General features: G+C 68.1%; 13 protein-coding genes. 9 read left to right on the plus strand and 4 right to left on the minus strand.

Annotated elements, in window-relative coordinates; all coding sequences use genetic code 11:
- Window positions 1–36 precede the first annotated feature (36 nt).
- Window positions 37–693 (plus strand): TetR/AcrR family transcriptional regulator, encoded by a 657-nt coding sequence (locus tag WK25_RS21140; protein ID WP_040139212.1) that lies wholly within the window; start codon window positions 37–39, stop codon window positions 691–693.
- Between the two features lie 166 nt (window positions 694–859).
- Here the strand turns inward: WK25_RS21140 and WK25_RS21145 are convergent, their stop codons facing one another.
- Window positions 860–1,813 carry a LysR family transcriptional regulator gene (locus tag WK25_RS21145; protein WP_069242653.1) on the minus strand — a complete coding sequence of 318 codons (954 nt, stop codon included), beginning with the start codon at window positions 1,811–1,813 and terminating at the stop codon, window positions 860–862.
- 126 nt (window positions 1,814–1,939) lie between these two features.
- Here WK25_RS21145 and WK25_RS21150 point away from each other — a divergent pair, with 126 nt between their 5' ends.
- The 5 genes from WK25_RS21150 to WK25_RS21170 all read left to right on the plus strand — a co-directional run bounded on the left by WK25_RS21150 (window position 1,940) and on the right by WK25_RS21170 (window position 9,408).
- Window positions 1,940–2,584, plus strand: coding sequence for a glutathione S-transferase family protein (locus tag WK25_RS21150; RefSeq protein ID WP_069242654.1), 645 nt, complete (start codon window positions 1,940–1,942; stop codon window positions 2,582–2,584).
- Window positions 2,585–2,610: 26 nt separating this feature from the next.
- A complete protein-coding gene (locus WK25_RS21155; RefSeq protein ID WP_069243489.1) occupies window positions 2,611–4,749 on the plus strand; it encodes a pyridoxamine 5'-phosphate oxidase family protein in 2,139 nt (712 codons plus the stop codon).
- 497 nt (window positions 4,750–5,246) lie between these two features.
- Window positions 5,247–7,481 carry a TonB-dependent siderophore receptor gene (locus tag WK25_RS21160; RefSeq protein WP_069242655.1) on the plus strand — a complete coding sequence of 745 codons (2,235 nt, stop codon included), beginning with the start codon at window positions 5,247–5,249 and terminating at the stop codon, window positions 7,479–7,481.
- A gap of 59 nt (window positions 7,482–7,540) precedes the next feature.
- Window positions 7,541–8,152: a nicotinamide riboside transporter PnuC gene (pnuC, locus tag WK25_RS21165; protein ID WP_069242656.1), complete on the plus strand. Its 612-nt coding sequence runs from the start codon at window positions 7,541–7,543 to the stop codon at window positions 8,150–8,152.
- 47 nt (window positions 8,153–8,199) lie between these two features.
- Window positions 8,200–9,408: a phosphotransferase enzyme family protein gene (locus WK25_RS21170; RefSeq protein WP_069242657.1), complete on the plus strand. Its 1,209-nt coding sequence runs from the start codon at window positions 8,200–8,202 to the stop codon at window positions 9,406–9,408.
- A gap of 178 nt (window positions 9,409–9,586) precedes the next feature.
- On the opposite strand, the gene WK25_RS21175 is transcribed toward WK25_RS21170, so the two are convergent.
- From WK25_RS21175 to WK25_RS21185, 3 genes are all read right to left on the minus strand, one after another.
- Window positions 9,587–10,882: an O-acetylhomoserine aminocarboxypropyltransferase/cysteine synthase family protein gene (locus WK25_RS21175; protein WP_069242658.1), complete on the minus strand. Its 1,296-nt coding sequence runs from the start codon at window positions 10,880–10,882 to the stop codon at window positions 9,587–9,589.
- Window positions 10,883–11,094: 212 nt separating this feature from the next.
- Entirely contained in the window at window positions 11,095–11,856 is a 762-nt protein-coding gene (locus tag WK25_RS21180) for a class I SAM-dependent methyltransferase (protein ID WP_069242659.1), read from the minus strand.
- A gap of 12 nt (window positions 11,857–11,868) precedes the next feature.
- Window positions 11,869–12,495 carry a LysE family translocator gene (locus tag WK25_RS21185; protein ID WP_040139225.1) on the minus strand — a complete coding sequence of 209 codons (627 nt, stop codon included), beginning with the start codon at window positions 12,493–12,495 and terminating at the stop codon, window positions 11,869–11,871.
- Window positions 12,496–12,912: 417 nt separating this feature from the next.
- On the opposite strand from WK25_RS21185, the gene WK25_RS21190 reads away from it, so the two are divergent.
- From WK25_RS21190 to WK25_RS21200, 3 genes are read left to right on the plus strand one after another with little or no spacing between them, the layout of a single operon-like run.
- A complete protein-coding gene (locus WK25_RS21190) occupies window positions 12,913–15,051 on the plus strand; it encodes a filamentous hemagglutinin N-terminal domain-containing protein (protein WP_156789081.1) in 2,139 nt (712 codons plus the stop codon).
- On the plus strand, window positions 15,051–16,877 hold the full coding sequence (locus tag WK25_RS21195; protein ID WP_413464103.1) for a ShlB/FhaC/HecB family hemolysin secretion/activation protein: 1,827 nt from the start codon (window positions 15,051–15,053) through the stop codon (window positions 16,875–16,877). Before WK25_RS21190 ends, WK25_RS21195 begins: the two co-directional genes overlap by 1 nt.
- An 11-nt stretch (window positions 16,878–16,888) precedes the next feature.
- Complete coding sequence (locus WK25_RS21200; RefSeq protein ID WP_040140961.1) at window positions 16,889–17,809, plus strand: peptidylprolyl isomerase; 921 nt, start codon at window positions 16,889–16,891, stop codon at window positions 17,807–17,809.
- Window positions 17,810–17,863: the final 54 nt, after the last annotated feature.

Genomic DNA, 17,863 nt, shown 5'->3' on the forward strand with positions numbered 1-17,863 from the left:
TGTTGTTCGTCACCACTTTAGTTTTCGCATGTCCTGATGTCAAATAGCGAAATGGAGAAAGCACTCGAAACGGAAAAACGGGGCCGCGCATACGGCGGTGTCGCGCCCGAAGTGCGGGCGGCGGAGCGGCGCGACGCGCTGATCCGCGCGGCGACGCAGGTGTTCGGCACGGTCGGCTTCCGCAAGGCGACCGTGCGGTCGATTTGCCACGAAGCGAAGCTCAACGACCGCTATTTCTATGCGGCGTTCGACAGCACCGAGGATCTGCTGCGCTGCACGTACCTGCATCATGCGCAGCGCCTGCACGACGCGGTCGCACGCGCGGTGGCCGAGCGCGGCGGCGATCTGAGCGAAAGCGTCGACGCGGGGCTCGCGGCGTTCTTCGCATTCCTGCGCGATCCGTGCGCGGCGCGTGTGCTGCTGCTCGAGGTAATGGGCGTGAGTGCGGATACCGACACGACGTACCAGCGGATGCTGATCGACTTCGGCAAGCTGATCATGGCGATCGGCGCGACGCGTGAGGCCGTAACGCCCGCGGAGCGGACCGAGCAGCGGCTCGTCGGGCTCGCGCTCGTCGGCGCGATGACGAACGTCGGCGCCGCTTGGTTGCTGACCGGGTATCGCGATCCGGAGGCGCAGATGATCGCGAGTTGCAGGAAAGTGCTGCTCGGGACGTTGCGCGAAGCGCGCTAGGTGCGCGGCCATGTGCGGTGTGCGGCCGGCGCGGCATGAGACCGGGTTCGCACGAGGAACGGCCTCGTTGAGCGGCAAGCGCCGGCGGAGAATGCATCGTCGCGCCAACGTCGCGATGGCGACCCGGCAGGCGAGCCACGGCTGGATCGATCCGGCCGCCGGCTGCCTACCGTGCCGAGCGCTTCGGCCGCGTCGTCGGCGACGGGGCGGCCGGCCGGGTTGCGACGATCGTTGCCTTCATCGCGTCGATGAACGCGCGCACCTTCGGCGACGGCAGCCGTGTCGGCGGATACACCGCGTGAATCCCGGCGCGCGCCGACCGCCACGCGGGCAGCAGCCGCACGAGCCGGCCGGTTGCGAGATCGTCGGCGATCGAGAAATCCGTCAGCAGCCCGAAGCCGCCGCCCGCGAGCGCGATCGCACGGCAGGCGGTCGCGGTGTTGGACACGATCGGCGCGACGCAGCGCACCGACGCATGCGCGCCGCTCGCGTGATCAAGTTCGAGCGTATGCGGGCGCGACAGCGTCGACAGCATCACGAACGGCAGCGCGGCGAGCGCATCGGGATCGCGCGGCAGCCCGTGCCGCGCGACGAACGCGGGACTCGCGACGACCCACTTCTCGTATTCGCCGAGCTGCGCCGCGCGATAGTTCGAATCCGCGAGCCGGCCGATGCGGATCGCGACGTCGAGATTGTCCGCGACGAGATCGGCGATACGATCGTTCGCGATCAGCTCGACGTCGAGCCCCGGATGCGCTTCGCGCAGCGCGACGATGGCCGGCGCGACGACCAGCGCGCCGTAGTCGATCGGCACGCTCACGCGCAGCGTGCCCCGCAGCGGCCCCGCATCGGATGAGACGGCGTCCAGCGCCGATTCGGTCGCCCGCACGATGTCGCGGCACGCATCGTAGAACACGCGGCCCGCATCGGTCACGCTCAGTCGCCGGGTGGTGCGCACCAGCAGGTTCGCGCCGACTTCGGATTCGAGACGCTGCATGTGCGTGCTGACCACCGTTTTCGCGAGACCGAGCCGTTCGGCGGCCGCCGTCAACGAGCCGGCATCGACCACGGCGACGAAGATCGCCAGCCGGTTCAGGTTCACGTCGCGCAGATCGGCCATCGTGATTGTCCTATGAAAGCGGATAATGTTTCAGTCATTATCCGTCTTCTGGATGCGAACGGCGAGCGCTACGCTGGGGCCGTTCGTCGCCGATTCCCGGCGCCGCGAGATTCAGGAGCCATTTCCATGTCCGCAGCCAGCAAGCCCGCCCGTCCGGTTCGCGTCTATTCGTTTCCGCTGTCGGGGCACGCGCATCGTGTCCGGCTGTTCCTGTCGCTGCTCGGGTTGCCGTTCGAGATCGTCGACGTCGACCTCGCGGCCGGCGCGCAGCGCGATCCGGCGTTTCTTGCGCTCAACCCGCTCGGCCAGGTGCCGGTGATCGACGACGACGGCACCGTGCTCGCCGATTCCAATGCGATCCTCGTGTATCTCGCGAAGCGCTACGGCGACGCGCACTGGCTGCCCGACGATGCCGTCGGCGCCGCGACCGTGCAGCGCTGGCTGTCGTACGCGGCGGGGCCGATCGCGTCGGGGCCCGCGGCCGCGCGGCTCGTCACCGTGTTTCACGCATCGCTCGATCACGACGCGGCCAAGCGCACGGCCGCGAAGGTGCTCGGCGTGATCGACGGCGAGCTCGCGGGCAAGCCGTTCGCGGCGGGCGCGCGACCGACGGTCGCCGACATCGCCGCATACACGTACATCGCGCATGCGCCGGAAGGCGGCGTGTCGCTCGAACCGTATCCGCACGTGCGCGCGTGGCTCGCACGCGTCGAGGCGCTGCCGGGCTTCGTCGCGATGCCGTCGACGCGCGCCGGCTTGCTCGCGGCCTGACGCCGCGTCTTTACCGGGAGAACATCGTGACCGCGCCGACCGTTGCCGTACCGGGCTGGGAGCTCGACGACGCGCCGTTTCATGCGGGCGAGCTCGCCGTGCAGCAGCGCGCGGGCGTGACCGAAGCCGCGAGCGCGGCCGGCCGGCGCGGGATTCGGCGCTTCATGCCGGAGCAGCACCGGACGTTTTTCGCGCAGCTGCCGTTTTTCGTGCTCGGCGGCGTCGATGCAGGCGGCCAGCCGTGGGCGACGCTGCGGGTCGGGACGCCCGGCTTCGTGACGACGCCGGACGCGCGCACGCTGCGCATCGACGGCGACCCGCTGCCCGGCGATCCGCTTGCCGGCGCATGGCAGCCCGGCGCGCCGCTCGGCGGGCTGGGCATCGAGTTCGATACGCGCCGGCGCAACCGGGTGAACGGCGTCGTGCGCGCGGTCGATGGCCGCGCGCTGACGATCGCGGTCGAGCAGAGCTTCGGCAACTGCGCGAAGTACATCCAGGCGCGCAAGCCGGCGTTCGTCCCGCGCGACGGCGCCGCCGCGGTCCACGTCGACGTCGACGTGTCGGATCGGCTGAACGACGCGGATCGCGTGCTGCTTGCGCATGCCGACACGTTCTTCGTCGCGAGCGCGAACACGTCGGACGCTGCTGGCGCCGCCCGCGGTGCGGACGTGTCGCATCGCGGCGGAATGCCGGGCTTCGTGCGCGTCGAAGACGCACACACGCTGACGACGCCGGATTTCAGCGGCAACCGCTTTTTCAATACGCTCGGCAACCTGCAGCACGATCCGCGCGCCGGGTTGCTGTTCGTCGATTTCGACAGCGGCGACCTGCTGTATGTCGCCGCGCGGGCGGAGATCGTTTGGGACGGCCCGCTCGTCGCGTCGTTCGACGGCGCGCAGCGGGTCGTGCGGTTTCATGTGCGTGAAGTACGGCGTGCGCGCGGCGTGCTGCCGTTTCGGTGGTCGGCGGTCGAGCGGGCGCCGCAGTTCGCGGGGAGGACGGGCGCGGCGAGCGCGGGCGGGGGCGGAGTATCGGCGTCACCGCCGCTCGTATCCGCACCGGTTTCCCAGTCTGCAGCGGAGCCTGCATCCGGATCGGCATCCGCACCGGAACCGGCGCCGGCGTCGGGCTCGCCTGCCACATGGCGCCCGCTGCGCATCGCGAAGATTGTCGACGAAGCGCGTGCGATTCGCTCGTTTCATTTCGAACCGGCAGATGGCGGCGTGTTGCCGTCGTACGAAGCCGGACAGCATTTGACGCTGCGCGTCGCGCTGCCGGACAGCGATGCGCCGACGATTCGCAGCTACACGCTGTCCGATGCGCCCGGCGCGTCGCATTACCGGATCACCGTGAAGCGCGAAGGGCGCGTGTCGCGCTGGCTGCACGACCATGCGCGAGCCGGGATGACGCTCGATGCGCAGATGCCGCGCGGCCGCTTCACGTTCGACGTTGCGAGCCCGCGCCCTGCCGTGCTGGTGTCGGCCGGCATCGGCATCACGCCGATGATCGCGATGCTGCGCCGCGCGCTCGCCGACGACACGCCTTCGCGCCGCGTCGTGTTCGTGCACGGCGCGCGCGAGCCGGCCGACCGGGCGTTCGCGACGGAATTGACGCGCGTCGCGGACGCCGACGCGCGCGTGTCGCTGCACTGGTTCGACAGCCGGCCGCAGCGCGACGGCACCGCGCGAGCCGGCCGCGTCGACATCGCGCAACTGAAGCGCATTCTGCCGTTCGACGACTACGACTTCTACCTGTGCGGGCCGGCTGCGTTCATGCGCGACCTGTACGGCGGATTGCGCGCGCTGAACGTGCCGGACGAACGGATCCGCTTCGAGTCGTTCGGCCCGTCGAGCGTTGTCCGCAGCGGGAACCATGCGGCAGATGCGCGGCCGCCGGCGAGCGTGCCCGTCGTGTTCCGCCGCACCGCGCGCGACGCCGCGTGGACGCCCGCGGACGGCACGCTGCTCGAATTCGCGGAAGGCCAGGGCGTTGCGGTGCCGTCCGAATGCCGGTCGGGGTCGTGCGGTGCGTGTGCGACGCGCGTGCTCGCCGGTGCGGTCGATTACGTGCAGCCTCACGACGCCGACGTCGCGCCCGGCTGCGCGCTGCTGTGCGTCGCGCGGCCCGCCGAAGGGGCCGTAGAGCCGCTCGTGCTCGACCGGTGACGGGCGAGCGGCCGACGCGCGAGCACGGTGCGGCACGCGGGCGCACGACGTGCTGCTTTTCTTGGTCGTGGCGCGCGCCATCCGATTCTCCAGACCCGGACCCCGCCCGGGGTAAAATGCGCGCCACGCCCCAAATGTCGCGCGCAACGAGCATGCGGCCATCTCGGTGAACGGCGCACGCAGCTGCCCGCCGACCGAAGCGGGGCGTCTGATGCGCCCCCCGCACGACAGCACGGCGACGCCGCCGCGACCCGACAGGCATCCGGCTCACGATGGATCGACGGCCGCGTCGGCACCCGACGCATCGCGTTGATTCGAGGTTCCATTCCGCGCTTTTCCGAACGATCGGCACGCATGCGGCCGGTCGCTCGATTCGTCCGATGAACGTCGTGCTGACGCGTGTGTGCGGGGACCGCCCGTGCGTCGGCGTAACGGGTGCGCATCACGTATTTCGAGTGTTTCGACAGGGACGAGTGGCGAGTTTTCCATCCAGAACGATGACGGTGAACAGAACAACAGCGGCGCGCGCACGGCGGCGGCGCACGAAGGCCCGGCTTGGTGTCGGTCTCGGCATCACGCTTTTCGCGGCGCACGCGGCCGCAGCACCGGGCGACGCGCCGGCCGCGCCGGCCGCCGGTGCGGCCGGCAGCGCGACGTTGCCGACGATCACGGTCAGCGGCGCACGCGGCAGCACGTTTCGCGTGCGTGAAGCGTCGGTCGCGGGGCTCGACGACGCGCCGCTGCGCGACACGCCGGCATCCGTCAGCGTGGTTACGCGCGCGCAGCTCGACGATCAGCAGGCGAAGCGCTTGAGCGACGTGGTGCGCAACGATGCATCGGTCGTCAACGCGTATGCTCCGGTTGGCTATTTCGAAGGGTTCGCGATCCGCGGCTTCCCGGTCGATCTCGCGAGCGCGATCCGGATCGACGGGTTGACCGTGTCCGGCGAGCAAAACGTGCCGCTGGAAAACAAGGAGCGGGTCGAGATCCTGAAGGGGCTCGCGGGTATCGACAGCGGCGTGGTCGCGCCGGGCGGCGTGGTCAACTTCGTGACCAAGCGCTCGGCGAACGTTGCGAGCGTGACGACCGGCGTCGACAGCCGCGGTTCCACGTCGGCGGCCGTCGATCTCGGCCGCCGCTTCGGGCCCGATCATCAGTTCGGGTTCCGGATCAATGCGGCGAAGGAGAACATGCACTCGTATATCGATGGCACGAACGGGCGGCGCACGTTCGGGTCGATCGCCGCCGATTGGGACATCAGCCCGCGCGCGAGCCTGCAGCTCAACGCGGAATTCCAGCAGTGGATCCAGCGCTCCGCGCCCGGCTACCAACTGCTCGGCGGCACGGTCGTGCCGTCGGTGAAAACGACGTCGAAGGCGCTCGGCACGCAGCCGTGGGCGAAACCGGTGACGACCGACGCGCTGAACCTGAACGCGCGCTTCGACTATCAGTTCAACGACGACTGGAAGGCCTATGTCGCCGCCGGCCGCAGCCGGACGATGATCGACGACAACAGCGCGTTCGCGTATGGCTGCTATTACGCGGCGAGCTGCGCGGCCGGCGCGACGTCGCCGTTTTTCTTCGGTGCGAACGGCGACTACGACGTGTACGACTTCCGCAGCCCCGGCGAATACCGCCGCAACGACGATCTGCGTGCCGTGACGACCGGCAGGTTCGCAACGGGCCCGCTGCGCCACGAGCTGACGCTGGGCGTGAGCGTGCAGCGCCGCGTCGTGCACATGGCCGACGCCGTGTACGACTACGTCGGCAGCGAGAACATTTACGGTCCCGACGTCGCGTTCGCGCCGTCGCCGAATACGCCGGGGCCGTCGTATCCGCGGCTCGACGCGTGGCAGTACGGCGTGTTCGGGCTCGACCGCATCAGCATCGGCGAGCACTGGCAGGTGCTCGCGGGCGGCAAGGAGGTGCTGCTGCGCCAGCGCAGCTGGAGCAGCCTCGACGGCGACGCGACGCACACCGACCGCTCGGTGTTCCTGCCGCAAGTCGCGCTCGTCTACAAGCCGGTGAACGCGCTGTCACTGTATGCGTCGTACAGCAAGTCGCTGTCGCTCGGCGACCAGGCGCCGGTGCGCGCGACCAACGCGTATGCGTTCCTGCCGCCGGTCGAATCCCGCCAGTTCGAGCTTGGCGCGAAATACGACTGGCTCGACCGCTTGAGTCTGACGGCCGCCGTGTTCTCGATCAGCAAGCCGTTCCAGTTCGCCGATCCCGATGCGTCGGGCGCGAGCTATACGTTCGTGCAGCGCGGCACGCAGCGCCACCAGGGGATCGAGCTCGGCGCGGCCGGGCGCGTGACCGAGCGGCTCGGGCTGACGGCCAGCGTCGCGGCGATTCGCGCGCGCGCCTACGATTCGGGTTCGCCGGCGTACGAAGGGCACCAGATCATCAATGTGCCGGCGCTGCGCGCGTCGTTGTACGCGGATTACGCGGTGCCGGGCGTCGCCGGTCTGAACGTGCTCGGCGGCGTCGAGTACAGCGGGGCGCGCAACGCGAACGAAGAAGGCACGGCGCGCGTGCCGTCGTGGTTCGTGTTCAATCTCGGCGCGCGCTATACGACGAAGATCGGCGGCCACCGCACGGTGCTGCGCGTGTCGGTGGACAACCTGTTCAACAAGTTTTACTGGCGCGATGCGGGCGAGCAGCAGGGCGACGCATACCTGTTTCCGGGCGCGCCGCGCACCGCGCGCGTATCGTTGACCTATGATTTCTGACCGTCCGGATCTTGCCGCGTGACGCGCGGCTACGGCAGCCAACCAGGAGAGCCCTGACGATGTCCCCACTCGAAATCGCCGGCGTGATCGTCAGCGCATTCGCGATCTGGCTGACCGCCAAGCGGCGCATGCTGTGCTGGCCGGTCGGGCTCGCGTCGGTCGCGCTGTACGGCTGGATCTTCTTCGACGCGAAGCTGTATTCGGACACGCTGCTGCAGGGCGCATTCGCGGTGCTGCAGGTGTACGGCTGGCGGCGCTGGATCGCGCAGCGCACGCTCGAAGCGAACGGCGGCGCAGCGCCGCAGGGCGACGTCGCGCCCGTTACCGGCGTGCGGCCGCGGCAGATGCTGCCGGACCTGGTCGCGGCCGTGATCGGCAGCGCGCTGCTCGGCGGGATGATGGCGCGCTGGACCGACGCGGCGCTGCCGTTCGTCGATGCGTCGCTGACCGCGTTCAGCCTCGTCGCGCAATACTGGACCGCGCGGCGCTACATCGCATCGTGGGGGTTGTGGATCGTCGTGAACGTCGTGTACGTGGGGATGTTCGTGTTCAAGGCGCTGTATCTGACGGCCGGGCTCTATGCGCTGTTCATCGCACTGGCCGTCATCGGCTGGCGCGACTGGAGCCGCACGGCCAATGCGCTGCGCGCAACGGCGAGCGCCGCCGGCTGATCGGCGGCCCGCGCCACGGATCGAATCACTACGGAGCAACGTCGGTCATGTCATTTCCACTGGAGCCGGATGCGCGTACAGCGCGCGACGCCGCCGACACGCGGGACGTCGCGCCGCCGCAGTTCGGCGTCGACGGCGAGCAGACCGAACGAGACTGGCCGCTGATGACGCGCGACGAAGTCGCCGGCGTGCTCGCGCGGATCGATGGCGTCGGTGCGCCGGCACGGCTCACGTGGCACAGCCCGCGGCCATTTTCCGCGGCCGTGCTGGTGCGCACCGACGATGAGCGCGCATTGTTCGTCAAGCGTCATCACGCGAGCCTGCGCGACGTTGCCGCGCTCGAGGAGGAGCATCGCTTCATCGCGCATCTGCGCGAACGCGGCGTGCCGGTGGCGGACGTGCTCTCTGCGCGCGACGGCGCGACTGCATTCGCGTTCGGCGACTGGACCTATGAGGTGCACGTGGTCGCGCCGGGCGTGGACGCGTATCGCGGCGTGATGTCGTGGAAGCCGTTCGCGCATCCGTCACATGCGTACGCGGCCGGCCGCGCATTGGCCGCACTGCATCGTGCGTCGGCCGGTTACGACGCGCCGGCGCGACCCGTGCGTACGCTGTTGTCGAGTTTCCGCGTGCTGTCGTCGGCCGATCTCGCGGGCGCGCTCGAACGCTGGGTCGATGTGCAGCCATTGCTGATTCGCGCGCTCGGCGCGCGCGACTGGCGCGGCGATGTCGCGGAGGCGATCGGCCCGTATCACGCGCGTCTCGTGCCGCTGCTGCCCGCGCTGCCGCCGCTGTGGACACACGGCGACTGGCATGCGTCGAACCTGCTGTGGACCGACGCCGGGCCCGGCGCGCAGGTGCGGACCGTGCTCGATTTCGGGTTGTCGGATCGCACGTGCGCGGTGATGGATGTCGCGCTCGCGATCGAACGCAATACGATCGACTGGTTGGCGCCGGCTGATGCGCGCCGTGTCGAATACGAGCAGATCGACGCTTTGCTCGACGGCTACGAATCGATCGAACCGCTCGGCGACCACGCATATGCGGCGCTGGTCGAGATGCTGCCGATCGTGCATACGGAATTCGCGTTGTCCGAGGTCGCGTATTTCGGTTGCATCGTCGATGCGCCGGACATCGTCGATGTCGCGTACGACGGCTATCTGATCGGGCATGCGCGATGGTTCGGCGGGCGCGACGGGCGGCAACTGCTGGACTGGCTCGCGCAGCGCCGGCGCACGAAGTGCGGGCGTGTCTGAACCTCATCTTCCTGCGGTGCGGCGATCACGCCGCGCGCTGGCTGAAACCGTCTGATTGCTTGACCACCGAGGCGGGATCTCGCACGACGGTACGTTGTCGTGCCGAGCACCTTGGAGCTGTCGAAGTCGCGACAGAGGGCGCAGGCGTTCGGGCCAATCCCGGCGCGCCTGCGTCGATTCACACCTGTGCGAGCGCCTGATCGAGGTCGGCGAGCAGGTCGTCGATATGCTCGATGCCGATCGACAGCCGTATCGTTTCCTCCTTCACGCCTGCCTTCGCGAGCTCGGCCGGCGACAGCTGGCGGTGCGTCGTCGACGCCGGATGCGTCGCGAGCGATTTCGTGTCGCCGATGTTGACGAGCCGCGTGAACAGCTTCAGCGCGTCCTGGAACTTCGCACCGCCGTCGCGGCCGCCTCTCACGCCGAACGTCAGGATGCCGGGCGCACGGCCCGACAGATAGCGCGCAACGAGCGGATGATCGGGGTGATCGGGTAGCCCTGCATAATTCACCCACTCGACGTGCTCGTGGCGCGCGAGATGCTGCGCGATCTTCAGCGCGTTGTCGCTGATGCGCTCGACGCGCAGCGCGAGCGTCTCGATGCCCTGCAGGATCTGGAACGCGTTGAACGGCGAGATCGCCGCACCCATGTTGCGCAGCGGCACGACGCGCGCGCGGCCGATATACGCGGCCGGCCCGAACGCTTCCGTATAGACGACGCCGTGATAACTGACGTCGGGTTCGTTGAGCCGCTTGAAGCGATCCGCATGCTGGGCCCACGGGAACTTGCCGGAATCGACGATTGCGCCGCCGAGACTCGTGCCGTGGCCGCCAAGATACTTCGTCAGCGAGTGCACGACGATGTCGGCGCCGTGTTCGAACGGGCGCAGCAGGTACGGCGACGGCACCGTGTTGTCGACGATCAGCGGGATGCCGTGGCGATGCGCGATGTCCGCGAGCGCGGCGATGTCGGTCACGTTGCCGAGCGGGTTGCCGACCGATTCCGCGAAGATCGCCTTCGTGCGCGCGTCGATCAGCGGTTCGAACGACACCGGGTCGCGCGGGTCGGCGAAGCGCGTCGCGATCCCGTATTGCGGCAACGTATGCGCGAACAGGTTGTAAGTGCCGCCGTACAGCGAACTCGCGGATAGGATGTTGTCGCCGGCTTCCGCGATCGTCTGGATCGCGTACGTGACCGCCGCCTGTCCCGACGCCAGCGCGAGCGCGCCGATGCCGCCCTCGAGCGCCGCGAGCCGCTGCTCGAGCACGTCCGTTGTCGGGTTCATGATCCGCGTGTAGATGTTGCCCTGCACCTTCAGGTCGAACAGGTCCGCGCCGTGCTGCGTGTCGTCGAATGCGTACGCAACGGTCTGGTAGATCGGCACCGCGACCGCGCGCGTGGTCGGGTCGGGGCGATAGCCGCCGTGCACGGCGATGGTTTCGAGGCGCCAGTTCGAAGAGGCCTGTTCGGTCATGGGTGCTCCGTTCGTTGTTGTGATCGTCGGGCGATTATAGGAGCACGTGCAGTGCTTCCTTTAGAACGAATGGTGCGTTGCTTATGGCGGCGCGGCGTGTGGAGTGCCGTTTGTCGCCGGCGAAAGTGCACGATGGATTCCCGATCTCGATCGTCCGCGGCACACGCCGGGCATTTGAAGCACGGTGGCCGCGCATGAGCGGTGCTCTGCGCTTATGCGTGGCAGATCGCGATGATCTCCGCACTCGTCGCGTCGTCGAACGGCGCGCATTGCCAGTCGCCATACCAGTCCGTCGACGAGAATCCGGCCGCCGCCACGCGTGCCTGCAGGTCGCGCTGCGCGATGAAGCGCAGCCGGCTCGTGCTTTTCAGCTCCGTGTCGTCGCGGCGGAAGCGGTAATACGTGTCGAACGTCACGATAGAGCCGTCGACCGCGGTCACTTCATGATGCAGTTCCACGCTGCCGAATTCGGGCGATTCGACACGGGATGCCGACGCGTGCGGCGTCCATGTTCGCCACGGCTCGATGCGCGGGTTGCGCGTTTCGAACAAGAAGCGGCCACCGTCGGCCAGCACGCGCCGCGCGCCGTGCAGCGTTGCTTCGATGTCGGCGTCGGTCAGGAGGCACTGGAAGGCGTGCCCGGTCATCACGACGGCGTCGAACGGCGCGCCGGGCGGCAGGCCGCCGAGATCGCACGCGAGCCAGCGGACCGCGCTGGCGCCCGGCTGACGTCGCGCATGGTCGATCATCGCCGGTGCCGGATCGATCGCGACGACGTCATGCCCGGCCGCCGCGAGCCGGCGTGCGAACGTGCCGGTGCCGCAGCCGAGGTCGAGAACCCGTTGCCGCGCGGGGCCGATGTGCGATGCGTAGAACGCGAAGTCGCGATCGCCGGCATTGAACAGGTCGTAGACTGCGACGAGTCGCGGGTCGCTATAAAGGAGATCGCCGGAGGATGCCGGGCCGGACGTCATGCGACACGCGCATTAGCGCTGCTGCACCGCGACGCGCAGGCCGAGCGCAATGAAGATCGAGCCGATGATCTTCCCCTGCCAGCGCGTGAGCCACGCGAGCCGCTTCACCACGCGGCCGAGCGGGCGGATCGAGCACGCGATCAGCGTCGTGTAGAGCGAGCTGAGCACGACGAAGATCAGCCCGAGCACCGCAAACTGCACGAACGTCGAACCGCGTTCCGGATGCACGAACTGCGGCATGAACGCGAGGAAGAACAGTGCGGTCTTCGGATTCAGCACTTCGGCGGGAATCGCCTGCAGGTACGCCTTCAGCGGCGTGACGGACGACACCTTCGGCAGCGACGGATCGGACGGCCGGTCGAGCAGCGCGCGCACGCCGAGGTAGATGAGGTAGGCCGCGCCGACCAGCTTCACGACGTTGAACGCGAGTGCCGACGTCATCAGCAGCGCCGACAGCCCGACGGCCGCGAACAGCGTATGCACGAAGTCGCCACTTGCCACGCCGAGACCGGTGAGGATGCCGGTCTTGCGGCCGCCCTGCACGGTGCGGCTCAGCACGAGCAGCACCGCGGGGCCGGGGATCAGGAACAGGCCCAGGACGACAGCCGTGAAGGTGGTCAGCGTGGTCAGGTCGAACATGGCGGCTCCGGGAGAATGGGCGCAGCGGCGAGGATCGACGCATTGTATTCGCTTCGGCGAACGGCTGCCGGCGGTGCTCAGCATCACCGGTCGGGCTTTTCGGCCGGAAAATCGACGTACGCAATGATTTGCGGCGACGCCCGGTGCTGCTGTGCATCTATCGGCTGGATGTGAGCGCTTGGCGCAGCCGGTGGGCGGTGCGTTGTGTCCCGTGTGAAATGAATTTGTAATATGGACCCCGAATCCATTAGGCAAATTATTCGATAAAGCGCCCTAAAGAAACTCGCGCCTGCGCCGTTACCCTTCCTCGGTATCGCATAAAAGTACGACGAAAGCAGTACAACCACACGACCTAAAAACCGAGGGCGCACGGCCGGCGAAGCCGTGCGCGAGATCAGAATGGGATGCACCGATTCAATGGGGCGCGCAGGCACCGGGGGCTGGCGCGCGCTGTGCCTTTGCGTTGCCGTAGCCGGATTGCTGCCACATTGCGCCGCCGCCTCGGGGATTGTCCCGGACGGCGGCACGCCCACGAGCGTGTCGGTCGGCCCGAATGGCCGGCAACTCGTCAACCTCGCACCGGCGGTCGCCGGGGTATCGAGCAACACGTATTCGTCGTTCAACGTGACGGCCGCCGGCGCGACGCTGAACAACGCCGGCATCAACGCGCGCACGATCGTCAACCAGGTGACGAGCACGAACCGCAGCCTGATCGAGGGCGAAATCGAGGTAGCCGGACCCCGCGCGAATGTCGTGCTCGCGAACCCGAACGGCATCACGATCAACGGCGGATCGTTCGTCAATACGGGGCATGTCGCGCTATCCACCGGCAACGTGAGCTTCAATGACTTGCAGATCGCGCCCGGCGTGATACAGCGCAACATCGTGCTCGACACGTCGACCGGCACGATCGTCGTCGGCCCGGGCGGACTGGCCGGCGCGCTGATCGGGCTGGATCTGATCGCAAAGAACATCGTCGTCGACGGCGCGATCGACAATACGTTTTCGTCCGCGACGGCCGGCGTGCGCCTGCTGGCCGGACGCAGCCGCGTCGAACTGAACACGGGACTGTCGCCGAACGATAACGCCAACGACTGGCTCTCGCGTACCGCGACGAACGACCCGGACACCGCATCGACCTATGCGATCGATATCACGGCCGCAGGCAGCGTCACGAGCGGACGCGTGCAGCTGATCGTCACGGACCGTGGCCCCGGTGTGCGCAGCGCTGGCGCAATGAATGCGTCGCTGGGAGATTTCACGCTGACGTCGAGCGGCAACGTCGAGATGTCCAATGCGAAGGTCAACGTCGCGCGAGACCTCGACGTTGCCGTGCAGGGCGGCATTACGCTGACCGACACCGAAGTGAAGGCGAACGGCGGCCACGCGAACGTGTCAGGCGCCGATGCGATTGCATTGACAGGCAGCAGCCTGATGGCGTCGGGCAGTGTGAAGCTGAACGGCGCGGGCATCGCGCTAAATCCAGACGATGCGATGAAGGGTTCGACCGTGGCATCGTCGCAGAGCGGCGTAGTCCTCAAGAGTGCGGCGGACATCGTGAATGTCGGATCGCTGGTGCAAGGGCAGACCGCAATCGATGCGGACCCCGATTCGGCGGGCGCGGTGACGCTGAATGCGGCGGGCCGCATCCTGAACCAGTCGCAGCCGCAGACGCGGATCGGCATCCTGTTTGGCGTTCAGGGCGACGTGTCGTTGACTGCGGGCGCCGATGTCGTCAACCGGAATGCACGCATCCTGTCGAACCGGAGCGTATCGATCCACACGGGCGGAGATCTGCAGAACATCGTCGACCACAGCACCGGCGTGCAGAACGGTGCGGTGGTCGGCTTCTCCGAGCAGGGTGGCCGCTTCCTGTTCTTCAAGCATCGTAGCGACGGCTTTACCGTCGACTATGGCGAACTGGCCGACGCATCGAAACTCGCGTACATCACGGCCGATGCGGGCAATGTGACCATGCGTGCCGCGAACGTGACGAATATCGGCGGATCGATCCTGTCGAACGGCGGCGCGATCGACATCGCCGCGCGCAACAACATCGTCACGCAAGCCATTTTCACCGGGCAGGCATCGTACCGGCGATCGTGCTTCATCTTCTGCCGCGCGAGTGCATCGTCGAGCGTGCAGGCATTCGGCGGCGTGATCGAAGCCAAGGCCGACATCGCGCTGAAGGCGGGCCAGCAGATCACGAACACCGGTGGAACGGTGCTGGCGCTCGGCGCATTGACGCTCGACGCGCCGAAGACGCTCGCGCAGGGCCTGCCCGGCTACACGGTGATCAACCGCAATCACGACCTGAAGGCATGGTTCGGCAATCGCTGGGCAGCCATCTATGCGGCCGACACCGGCGGGCTCTTCACTGGCGGAACCGGCAAGGTGCGTTTGACCGGCGAGGCCGACATCGAAGGCGGCGCATACAGTGCGCCCGAAGGCGTGCTGGCAGCAGGCGGCATCGTGACGATCCGGCCGCCGCATCGCGATCTCGTGACGATCGGCAACGGCAATCACATGGGTCTCGTTTCGTGGTTCGGTCTGTGATGTTGCGTATGCCGCCCCGCATTGCCGCGGCGCTCGTGCTGACGATCGGCGCGACGTCGCGTTGCGCGTACGCGCAGCTCGCGGGCGCGCTGCCTGCCGGGCCGGTGCCGGGCGTCGGCGCGCTGCCGCCCAATCTCGCGGTGCCGCGTGCGGAACAGGATCCCGCGCAGCGTTTGCTGCAGGAGCAGCGCGACCGGCAGCGCCGCGATGAAATCGCGCAGCCGCCTGCGCAGATCGCGTTGCCCGAGCAACCGGCGATGCCCGACCTGCCGCCCGGCGCCGACATCGAAACGCTCCCCGACGCGGCGCCGACGTTCCTGATCGACCGTATCGAATTCAGCGGCGACACGATACTCGCGCAATCGGAACGGGACCGCATCGCGGCGCCGTTCGTCGGCAGACAGCTCGGGCGCAACCGGATCAACCTGCTGCTGCGCCGGTTGACCGAAGCGTTCATCGCACGCGGCTACATCACGACGCGTGCATACCTCGGGCCGCAGAATCTCGCGTCCGGCACGCTGAAGATCAACGTCGTGCCGGGCCGCGTGGCCGCGTTGACGCTGAACGGCAAGCCGCTGCGGCCGCGCGATCCAGACGAAAAGTGGTACGAGGCGCGCGGCGGCGGCCTGCTGACCGAAGCCGGCACCGCATGGGCATTCGCGAGCGCGCCCGGCGACCCGCTGCGGCTGCCCGACCTCGAACAAGGGGTCGACCAGATCAATCGGCTGCGGCGCAATCAGGCCGAAATCCGGATCCTGCCCGGCGAGGCGCCGGGGGACTCCATCGTCGCGATTTCGAACCGCTACGGCGACCGGCTGCACTACGACTTCGGCATCGACAACTACGGCAGCTCGCAGACGGGCACGACGCGCTATCGCGCCGGCGTCGAAGCCGACAACGCGATCGGACTGCAGGAATCGTTGTCGTTCAGCTACGTCGGGACGAAGGACACGAACGCGATCGTGTTCTCGGCGGCGGTGCCGTATGGGTATCAGACCTTCAGCTATACGGCGTCGATGTCCGAGTACCAGCAGGCGATCGGCGACGTCGCACTGCTCGCGGGCCGCACGTTCAGCCAGATGCTCGGCTGGAACGACGTGCTGGTGCGCTCGTCGCGCGGGCGCATGAGCGTCGACGTGACGCTCAACAAACTGCGCACCGAGCGCGACGTGAACGGCATTCCGCTGTCTCCGCAGAACCTGACGGTGTTGCGCGTCGCGCTGAACGGGCTGTCTCGGTTCGTGATGCGCGATCAGGGCGCGGCCGCGACGTGGGATGTCGGCGTATCGCAGGGGCTGCCGTGGCTGGCCGCCAGCCACGACGCACCGGACATCGGCATCGACGACGCGCACAGCCAGTTCACGAAGCTCGACGCGACCGGCACGCTGCAGTTCGCGCTCGGCACGCTCGCCGGATCCGCGTGGGCGTATCGCGGCACGCTGCGCGCGCAGTACAGCCGCGTCGCGCTGTTCGGCAACGAGCAGATCTTTCTCGGCGGGATGAGCTCGGTCCGCGGATTCACGGAAGGCGGCATCGCGGGCGACAGCGGCGTGTTTGTTCGCAACGAATTCGCGTGGCAGAACGTGCCCGCATGGCACGACGCGCGCATCGAACCGTACGTGTTCCTCGACGGCGGCAAGACGCATCTGAATGCGCAGGGCGGCTGGCCGACACTCGTCGGCACCGGGGTCGGCACGCGCGCGCAATGGCGCCTGAAAAGCGGGACCGTGTCGGCCGAAGTGCTGGTCGGACAGGCGCTCGCGCAACCGGCAGCACTCGGCAAGAAGGCCACCGTGCTGCTGGCAACTCTCAACTGGTCGGACTGATGGAGAACCTCATGAATCGCCTGTCGAACGGCCGCACGGTCGCGATGCAATCGAATCTGTCGGCGCGCTTGCGCAAGCTCGGCGCCGCGCTTTTCGCCGCGGCGCTGTGCTGCACCGTGGCGACGCACGCATACGCGCTGAACAAGGCGGCGAAGAAACCCGTGGACGCAACCGCCGCCATGCCCGCCGATGCGGTCGCGAGCGTCAACGGCGTGCCGATCGCGCAAGCGCAGATCGACGAAGCGGTGCGCGCGTCGAAAGCGCCCGATACGCCCGCGCTGCGGGCGGCGCTGAAGAATCAGCTGATTGCGCGCGAGCTGTTTCGCCAGGCGGCGCTGAAGCAGCACTACGACACGAAGCCGCAGGTCGTGGCCGCGGTCGAGCAAGCGAAGGCGTTGGCGATGACGCAGGCATACCTGCGCGATCAGGTGAAGCCGGCGCCGGTTACGGACGCAGACGTGAAGGCGCGTTACGACGCGATCGTCGCGACGCTCGGCGACAACGAATACAAGCCGAGCGTGATCGCCGTGAACGACGCGGACACCGCGAAGCAAATCATTGCGCGGCTCAGGAAGGGCGAGGACTTCGGCAAGCTCGCGCAGCAGTTCAGCAAGGGTCCGGCCGCCGCACAAGGCGGCGCGTTGAACTGGATCTCGTTCAAGACGCCGATCGAAGCCGGCCACACGCAGAACTGGCCGCAGCCGCTTGCCGAAGCTCTCGTGAAGCTGCCGCAGGGCGGCCTGACGCGCGAGCCGGTGCAGGTCGGCGACGTGTACTGGATCGTGCGCGCCGACGACAAGCGCCCGACGCAGGTGCCGACGTTCGATCAGGCAAAAGACACGCTGCGACAGCAGCTCGAGCAGGTCGCGATGGAGAAGGCAACCGCACAGGTGGTCGCGGATCTGATTCGCGGCGCGCGCATTCAGCAGTAAGCGGCAAGCGGCAAGCGGTAAGCGGTAAGCGGTAAGCGTAAGCCGCGGATAGCA

This window comes from Burkholderia latens, from assembly GCF_001718795.1.
In the GTDB taxonomy this organism is placed as follows: Bacteria; Pseudomonadota; Gammaproteobacteria; order Burkholderiales; family Burkholderiaceae; genus Burkholderia; species Burkholderia latens_A.

Coding starts and splice junctions, on each gene's coding strand:
- WK25_RS21140 (WP_040139212.1), top strand. CDS start 37: ATGTCAAATAGCGAAATGGAGAAAGCACTCGAAACGGAAAAACGGGGC.
- WK25_RS21200 (WP_040140961.1), top strand. CDS start 16,889: ATGAATCGCCTGTCGAACGGCCGCACGGTCGCGATGCAATCGAATCTG.
- WK25_RS21160 (WP_069242655.1), top strand. CDS start 5,247: ATGACGGTGAACAGAACAACAGCGGCGCGCGCACGGCGGCGGCGCACG.
- WK25_RS21180 (WP_069242659.1), bottom strand. CDS start 11,856: ATGACGTCCGGCCCGGCATCCTCCGGCGATCTCCTTTATAGCGACCCG.
- WK25_RS21190 (WP_156789081.1), top strand. CDS start 12,913: ATGGGGCGCGCAGGCACCGGGGGCTGGCGCGCGCTGTGCCTTTGCGTT.
- WK25_RS21150 (WP_069242654.1), top strand. CDS start 1,940: ATGTCCGCAGCCAGCAAGCCCGCCCGTCCGGTTCGCGTCTATTCGTTT.
- WK25_RS21175 (WP_069242658.1), bottom strand. CDS start 10,882: ATGACCGAACAGGCCTCTTCGAACTGGCGCCTCGAAACCATCGCCGTG.
- pnuC (WP_069242656.1), top strand. CDS start 7,541: ATGTCCCCACTCGAAATCGCCGGCGTGATCGTCAGCGCATTCGCGATC.
- WK25_RS21145 (WP_069242653.1), bottom strand. CDS start 1,813: ATGGCCGATCTGCGCGACGTGAACCTGAACCGGCTGGCGATCTTCGTC.
- WK25_RS21185 (WP_040139225.1), bottom strand. CDS start 12,495: ATGTTCGACCTGACCACGCTGACCACCTTCACGGCTGTCGTCCTGGGC.
- WK25_RS21170 (WP_069242657.1), top strand. CDS start 8,200: ATGTCATTTCCACTGGAGCCGGATGCGCGTACAGCGCGCGACGCCGCC.
- WK25_RS21195 (WP_413464103.1), top strand. CDS start 15,051: ATGTTGCGTATGCCGCCCCGCATTGCCGCGGCGCTCGTGCTGACGATC.